The organism is Bifidobacterium sp. POST2/T3 (B1) (assembly GCF_058197115.1).
Genome location: NZ_JBVPQK010000005.1, coordinates 21,596 through 29,310, shown reverse-complemented (window position 1 = coordinate 29,310; position 7,715 = coordinate 21,596). Strand labels below are relative to the sequence as shown.

At 61.1% G+C, this 7,715-nt stretch carries 5 protein-coding genes; 1 reads left to right on the top strand and 4 read right to left on the bottom strand.

Annotation, left to right across the window (positions count from 1 at the left end; translation table 11 throughout):
* From AC0AP0_RS00745 to AC0AP0_RS00735, 3 genes are all read right to left on the bottom strand, one after another.
* Window positions 1-607 (bottom strand): hypothetical protein (locus AC0AP0_RS00745; RefSeq protein ID WP_490428878.1); only part of this gene is annotated, 607 nt, incomplete at its 3' end.
* A gap of 37 nt (window positions 608-644) precedes the next feature.
* Window positions 645-2,030 carry an FtsX-like permease family protein gene (locus AC0AP0_RS00740; protein WP_490428877.1) on the bottom strand — a complete coding sequence of 462 codons (1,386 nt, stop codon included), beginning with the start codon at window positions 2,028-2,030 and terminating at the stop codon, window positions 645-647.
* Between the two features lie 35 nt (window positions 2,031-2,065).
* Window positions 2,066-2,803, bottom strand: a complete 738-nt coding sequence (locus tag AC0AP0_RS00735) for an ABC transporter ATP-binding protein (protein WP_490428876.1) — start codon at window positions 2,801-2,803, stop codon at window positions 2,066-2,068.
* A gap of 455 nt (window positions 2,804-3,258) precedes the next feature.
* On the opposite strand from AC0AP0_RS00735, the gene AC0AP0_RS00730 reads away from it, so the two are divergent.
* Entirely contained in the window at window positions 3,259-4,554 is a 1,296-nt protein-coding gene (locus AC0AP0_RS00730; RefSeq protein ID WP_490428875.1) for an ROK family transcriptional regulator, read from the top strand.
* A gap of 58 nt (window positions 4,555-4,612) precedes the next feature.
* On the opposite strand, the gene AC0AP0_RS00725 is transcribed toward AC0AP0_RS00730, so the two are convergent.
* A complete protein-coding gene (locus AC0AP0_RS00725; protein WP_490428873.1) occupies window positions 4,613-7,627 on the bottom strand; it encodes an alpha-mannosidase in 3,015 nt (1,004 codons plus the stop codon).
* Window positions 7,628-7,715: the final 88 nt, after the last annotated feature.

The following is a 7,715-nucleotide window of genomic DNA, read 5'->3' as shown; positions in this document are numbered from 1 at the left end:
GCAACTCCCCTGCCACCTGGGCTCGTGATATAGCCAGATCCCTTTGTCTGGCAAGCATCTCAGAGCGGATGCGCTCCCGCTCCTCATGCTGCTGCGTCTCGCGTCGAATCCGGTAGGACCTGACAGCTACGGCAGCGGCCGCGACCGCCATGATGACAGCCATTCTGGCCGACCATTCCAGAAAGAGCATGTGCCCGGCATGCATGCTGACGGTGACCAGACTGACGGCCGCGACTGCCTCACCCACGCCTGCCGCAATCTTGGGTACCGGTGATAAACAGACGCAGAAATAGAGAGCGCCCACCAGGGGTATCAGGAAGCTATCGTCCGAAGTGGCAAATGACAGACCGATGTATATCAGGGTCTCCATTGTCGTGATGAGCAGGGGAAGCTGCCTGCTCCAATACAGCAGGCAGGAACACAGGAATCCGATCAGGCCGATGACCGTCTTCCAAACGGGCAAAGGAATGTTCTCGGCCCAGACTGGAGGAAACATGGGGGCGCTGACATAGAGAAGCGTATACACCAGGCTCAGCACAGGCATGACAAATCTGGTCAAGCGTTGATTGCTCAACAGCTCGAATAGGTAGGTTGCCATGCCCTTCATCGCGCCCCCTCACGCCGCATGCCGAGGATGCCCAGGTTCATTCGCCAGTGTACTGTGCTACCACACCGGCAGGGGAACGACCTGCTGATTTGTGCACCGTGGCCCACGAAGCCAGTGATGCCGCCGAAGTCAGCAGCAGGTACACCAGCGCCCAGTGAGTCCAAGGTATGCCAATGCTGGCAACGCCAAATACCTTGCGAAATCCGGCAGCGTAAGCAATGACCGGCAGGATGCTGGAGGTGAAGGATATCAGCACGGCGGTGGTTGCCATGATGAACCCTTCAAGAGCGGCCATGATTTCAAGTTGGTTCGGGTCCGCGCCAGCGATCGAGATGAGGGACAGATCCAGGCTTCGACCATGGGCTGAGATCAGGTATCCTGCGCATACTCCAGCCAGCGTGACGACCAGCGCGGGACCCAGGAGCGTAATGAGCATGGAGAAGTCGGAGCTGCTGACATCCAGGTTGGGAGGCAGCAAGCGACTGGATTCGGCGCTGGTCTGGTAGAAGGAATCCGTCATCATCAGCAATGAAACCCCCACAACCAGCGGTATGACCGTGGAGCTGAGGCTACGCATGCGGGTACTGGCTTGCCGGCAAGCAACCAGCCACGAGGGCTTGCGGAGAACGATGAGCCTGGTCCAACCGCTGGTGACCGTGCCCAGCAGAGAAGGACCAGCCAAGCAGATTGCGGCCAGCATGAGCACGAAGCCGAAAGTGCTGCCCATGGCGATGGGCAGGATGGGTGCCGCAGTGTGCAAACGGACCAGTTGCTCATCAGGGATGGTCCGCGCTTGCATAATCGGCATCAGCATGACTGTCGATGCTGCCAACAAACACAAAATAGCGGCGATACGACGAACCAGACCCGCTGCTTTTGGAGGGCTGATTGCGGCCCGCAGTGATTCCACGGGACTGATCCTACTGATGGTTCGGATGGTCAGCAGCGTGCCGATCAAGGCCACCAATACTCCGCATGTGGTTCCTACTGCCCAGGAAGCCAGCTGGTAGCCAGCGATGAAAGGCTGCCTGCCAATCAGGAACTGCGAAGTCTCCCAGGCATAGAGGGGGCGGACCAGCGGAAAAGAAGCCACCAGCGAGACCAAGCTGGCCGCGAGCGCCAAGATGAACACGCGCAAACAGGTCAGCGAGGTCAGCTGCCAGGGTGTAGCGCCTTGCAAGGCCAGAAGCGCGAGGTTGCGTCGCCGCTGGTTGATCACCGACGAAACGACTTGCAGAACGATCAGCACTGCAGCAATGAGAAGAGCCGCAAAGGGGATCATCAAATTTTGGTAGGCGGTGCGGCCTTGCTCAGCCATGCCGGGGAGGTCGCCCAAGCCCCTAGCCGAAGAGATCATCATGGCAAGCAGGCCGACCATGGTCTGCGTGGCGATCAGCACGAGCATGACGCCAGACCAAGCCAAGGGAGCATCTTTGAAATCTCGTAGTAGAAGTCGCATCAGATGCTCGCTTTCAGCATGGGAACCTTGTCATCTGTTGATATGCGACCGTCACGGAGATGCACCAGTGTGTTGCAGCGGGAGGCGACTTCCGGACTGTGGGTGACCATGATTACTGCGTGGCCCGGCCGATTGGCGAAGGCAACGAGCTCATTGACGACCGCATCTCCGGTCCTCTGGTCAAGGGCGCCCGTAGGCTCATCAGCGAAGATGATTTCGGGATCCGAAATCAGCGCACGGGCCAGGGCCACACGCTGTTGCTCGCCCCCTGACAGGAGAGTCACGTTGGCTTTGAGCAGCTCCCTGATACCGAGTCTGGTCAGCAGCTTAGCCGCCTGGTCCTCCGGCCAGCGGGTCTTACGCAGGATGAAGGGCAGTTTGAGGTTGTCCTCCACACTCATCGAAGGCACCAAATTATAAGACTGGAAAACAAAGCCCAGGTGCGCACGCCGGAACCGTGCCGACGCTGCAGGCCCCATGGCAGAAATGCAATGACCCAGGACCTCAACCTTGCCGGAATTGACTGGTTCGAGACCAGCCAGACAGTAGAGCAAGGTTGATTTGCCGCTACCCGATGGCCCTACGATTCCGGTCATGGCTCTCCAGGAGGCAGTGAATTCCACATTGTCCAGAAGAGTTATGCTCTCCCCTTTCCTGGGCGAAACCTGTTTGCACAGACCGGATGCGTGGATAGGGAAGGGCTCGTCTTGGCCGGAAGAATTGTCAATATGCTTCATCAGAGTATCCAGTATTTGCAAACGATGAATGCCAACGTGGGCCTGTAGCGCTCTGAACATACTGTGGTGCGTATTGAGTCGGTTGTTTCATCGGAGCTCCCTCCCTCAGCACACTTGCGAGGGCAATCGGACCGCCCCGCAGTGATGATTCTTCCAAGCCGCGTAGGGGGAATCAACGTCGGCCGCCACTTCGCCATCTGCAGATGACAAGACAGAGACCAGCCACTGCGTAAAACGGGGAGGACTTCATCAGTCGAATCGGCCGGTCCGGGGCCATCAGCCCCTACCCTTCCAACACGGTCCTGGCCCGGTACGCCCGCCCTGCTTACCCATCCACGTCGCTTCATGCCAATAAAATCAATGACATACAAGAAACCCTCCCCGATGCCGAAAGGGCCATCCATCCGCACTTGCTCGGACCAGGGATGCGGAAACCATCGATCAATGAGGCAAGAATGTCCCTTTCCAAACAGTCAGAATCCCCCTTCCTGCAAGGGACCAACCTTACCGCCGTCGGCGATTACAACCGCAGTGTGGTTCTCGACACCATCCGAAAAGCCGGACAGATCAGTCGTGTGGAGGTGTCCCACCTGACCGGCCTGACCAGCCAGACGGTGACCAACATGGTCCGCAAGTTGATTGACAGTGGACTGGTCCAAGAGGAAGGAACGGTGACGGTGGGCAGGGGGAAGCCCCGCACGGCGATCAGGTTGAATCCCGATGGCCGCTATGCTGTGGGAATCCATCTGGAACCGGCCAGGACCACCGTCATTCTGATCAATCTGGCCGGCCATATCATCGACAGAGACCTGCCCGACCTGCCTGACGACTCTGCACAGGCCATAGCAGCACTGGCTTCGACGGTCTCTCTTCTGCTTGGACGCAACAGAATTCCCGGAAATAGGATGGGGGGAATAGGCATAGCCATCCCCGGCCCAGTCGATGCAAGACGGGGGACCGTGCTCGACCCACCCAACCTCTCCGGCTGGCGCAACGTCCGACTGGCCCACGACCTGGAATTGAGCACGGGTCTACCCGTCTTCATGGAGAAAGACGTGACTGCCGCCTGCCATGGCCAGACCTGGGCGGGCAGGGGAGAGGAAACCGGCCAGGACTTCCTATTCATGTACATGGGCCTGGGCATCGCTTTCGGGACGGTCAGGCATGGCCATGTCTACCAAGGTAGGACAGGCAACGTGGGAGAGATGGGACACATCGTCGTCGACACCTCAGGCCCTGCCTGCTGGTGTGGGCAAAGGGGGTGCGTGGCCGTCACCTGCGATCCACGCTCCCTGGTCAAACAGGCTGAGAAGGAGGGCCTCTTCCCCGCTCCTACCCACGTGCAGGACCCGCGGGCCTTCAACGATTCCGCTGACCTCCCCTTCTTGGATGAGGCCTTCAAGTCGCTCTGCCAACGGGCCCACGGTGGCGATGAAGTCTGCCGAGACCTCCTCCTGGAATCGGCAGGGCGAATCGGCAGGGCTGTGACCATCCTGACCGACCTGTGGGATATGGACACCGTGGTCTTCGGGGGTCCCTACTGGCACCTTCTGGAAGACATCTACCTGGATAGAGTGGCCCAAGTTCTCAGGCGGCGGTCCGTCCTCAGGCAGGTTCATGACTTCAAGGTCCTGTCGACCACCTTGGGGGGCGACATCGCCGCCATTGGAGCTGCCAGCGCCATATTGGACCACGATCTAACACCCGGCCCGGCCCCGGGGATGCCCGGGAGAGACCGATCGGCGATCTGACAGGCGGATTGCGAAAGGTGTCCTCCGGCAACCTGTCGGACGACACCTTTCACTCGATTCAGGACCTGTGGAACCGCAGGGTCACAATCTGGAAGGGATGGAGCTCAAGGTCGATCCCGTCCTCACCCTTGGACCGTATGGCCGGCTGGACAGCATCGCAGGGAACCTCCATGAGGCCCACTTCGTCGACGCTGGACCAATCAAAGCAGGCGGTCAGCCGAGCACGGGAACGGGCACCGGCGGATTCATAAAGGCGGACGACCAAATCGCCCGACCTGTCCTCGGCCAGCTTGACGCTCTCGATCAGCACATCCTGCCCGTCCACTTCGACCAGGGGGTCTACCGGGTGGGCGCCTGTCAACCGCCGGACCGGGACGTTGAGCCTGTAACCCATCCGGATGGCCCGCCTGATGTCGGTACCCACACCCAGGGCCACTGTGAAGTCGTGCTCTCCAAGGTCGGCCCGAGGATCGGGGAAGTGGGGGGCGCGCAGGAGGGAGATCTGGATGCGTGTGCCCGGCCTACCATCCGGCAGGACAAACTGGTGGATGTCATGGCCGTAGTTGGTGCAGTTGGCCAGGCTGACGCCGAAATCGCCCTCCTGGATGTGCACCCACCGCTGGGCCGCGGCTTCGAACCTGGCCTGCTCCCAGGAGGTGTTCTCGGTGACCGGCCTGGTCAGATGACCGAACTGGATCTCGTTGACAGACTCCTTGGTGTAGAGGTTGGTCGGGAAGGAGAGCTTGAGCAACCTATCGCTTTCCTTCCAATCCACGTGTGTGCGAATCACCAGGGCATCAGTGTCATCATCCAAGCTGAGCTCCTGGCTGAAGGTTGACTGGCCGATGGTCCCAGAGACGGTCACGGTCCCCTGGTCGGTCAGAGCAGTCCCCTCGACCTGAGCACCAGGCAGTTCCATGTCCTGGTAGGTCTTGTCGATATCCCAGGCATCCCAGTGGGCGGGGGCATCGACGAAGAGGCGGAGGACGTTGGCCGGGGCAGCCGGGTCAATCACCTCACGGCCGGAGGCCCTGTCGACGGCCGAGATCACATGGCCTCTGGCGTCGATGCGGAAGGAGACACGGTCGTTTTCGAGGACCGTATCGTCGCCCTCCCTGCGTGCCTGGCCACTGGCGGTACTGACGGGTGCGGACACGGCACCGGCGCGGACACCCTCCTGGCTCAGGGGCCCTGCGTTGGCCTCCAGCTGGACCGGGCCGCTGCCGGCAAGCGCCTTGAGGGACCTGTCGATGATCTCCTCCAGCTGGGCCCAAATCTTCCTGTCGGAGCGCTGCACCTCGGCATAGACCCAGGCGATGGCCGATCCGGGAAGGATGTCGTGGAACTGGTAGAGGAGGACCTTACGCCAGATCTCCTGCAACTCCTCGTAGGGGTAAGGGGTCCCGCAGAGGATGGCAGCCTGGCTGGCCCACCATTCGGCCTGCCGCAGAAGGGACTCGCTACGCTTGTTCCCGCTCTTGGTCGCAGCCTGGGAGGTGGCCGTACCACGGTGGAGCTCCAGGTAGAGTTCACCCACCCAACGAGGCGGGTCTTTCATCTCTTCCTTGGCCTGGCGGAAGAAGGTCTCCGGTGATGTCATCAGAACCCGAGGGCCACCCTCCAGATTCTTCTGGAGCTCGGTCGCCGCCACCATCTCGCGGGTGGGCCCGCCACCGCCGTCACCCCAGCCGTAGAGGAGCAGGCTGGAAGCCCCCTTCCCCTTCTCGGTGAAGTTCTTCTCGGAGCGAGCTACATCGGCCGGGGAGGCATCGGAGTTGTACTTGTCTGCCGGCGGGAAATGGGTGAATATCTCCGTCCCGTCGATTCCCTGCCACATGAAGGAGTGGAAGGGGAAAGTGTCTGTGTCGTTCCAGGAAATCTTCTGGGTCAGGAAGTAGTCCATGCCTGCCAGGCGGGCAATCTGCGGGAAGGCGCCCGAATAGCCGAAACTGTCCGGTAGCCATGCGACGTGCGAGGTGACGCCGAACTCCTCCTGGAAGAAGCGGCCACCCTGGAGGAATTGGCGAACCAGGGACTCGCCACCTGGCAGGTTGGCATCGCTCTCAACCCACATCCCCCCGACGGGGACGAACTGGCCGGAGCGAATCTTGCGCTTGACACCCTCGTAGACATCGGGCTCGCTGTCCTTGAGCCACTGGTACTGCTGGGCCGAGGAGGCTGCAAAGATGAAGTCCGGGTACTCGTCGGCCAGCTCGACCGCATTGCTGAAGGTCCTGGCCACCTTGCGCGGGGTCTCTCTGAGGGGCCAGAGCCAGGCGGAGTCGATGTGCGCGTGGCCTACGGCATAGACGGTGTGACCCTTGGTGGCGGGTGCGCTGAGCACATCCACCAGGCACTGGCGGGCACGGCGCGCGGTGCCTGCCACATTATTGGGGTCGATGCTGTTGAGTGCGGCCTCGATGGCATCCAGGATGTTGGCATAGCGGGTACGCGTGGGGTCAACCTCGTGCAGGAGACCCTCGAGGACCTTGAGTTCTTGGATCAGGTTCCAGACCTGGAGGTCAAGCAAGCCCAGCTCCAGCCGCTGCAGACGGTAGATGCCCTGCTCTTTGCCCACCCCCTCGTTGCCCAGCTCGGTCGGGTGGAAGGACCCACCGTTGGAGATCTGGGGGTTAGATGCAGCCTCAATGTAGAACTCGCAGGGCTGGCCTGGTTCGGGCACCGGCACCCACCCGTTGAAGGGCTCCACGGCCTTGATCACGGTCCCGTCTGGGCGGCGGACCAGGCCTTCGGCCTGGAAGCCGGGTCCCAGCCCGATCCTGCCCAGATCGACGACCAGCTCGGGGCGGGTATCCGCCTCGTTGGCCCACTCAGCCGGCACCTGGCCGGTCACGTGAAGCCACCAGGTGTCCCAGGCCGTTCCCCACGGGTCCCCGACCGACATAGGCCGGTATTCGGCCTGCTTGGCCGTCTGGAAGTCGACGGGTTCGCCGGCGACGTCCCAGGACTCGATTGAAACAGGACAGGTGTGACGGTACAGGGCGTTCTGCAGGTGCTGGCCCAGAAGCCTGTCCAGCCTCCACAAGACCTTTTCCTCACGCGTGAATCCCAATGTTCAACCTCCTCGTTGGCGGGTCCCAGAAGACCCCGCACGTACATTGTCTTTTGCAACCTGTGCAAAAGTTAGTTTAGTTTACTTC

Excerpts from the sequence above, each read along its gene's own strand:
- AC0AP0_RS00730 (WP_490428875.1), top strand. The coding sequence starts at position 3,259 with ATGTCCCTTTCCAAACAGTCAGAATCCCCCTTCCTGCAAGGGACCAAC.
- AC0AP0_RS00735 (WP_490428876.1), bottom strand. The coding sequence starts at position 2,803 with ATGAAGCATATTGACAATTCTTCCGGCCAAGACGAGCCCTTCCCTATC.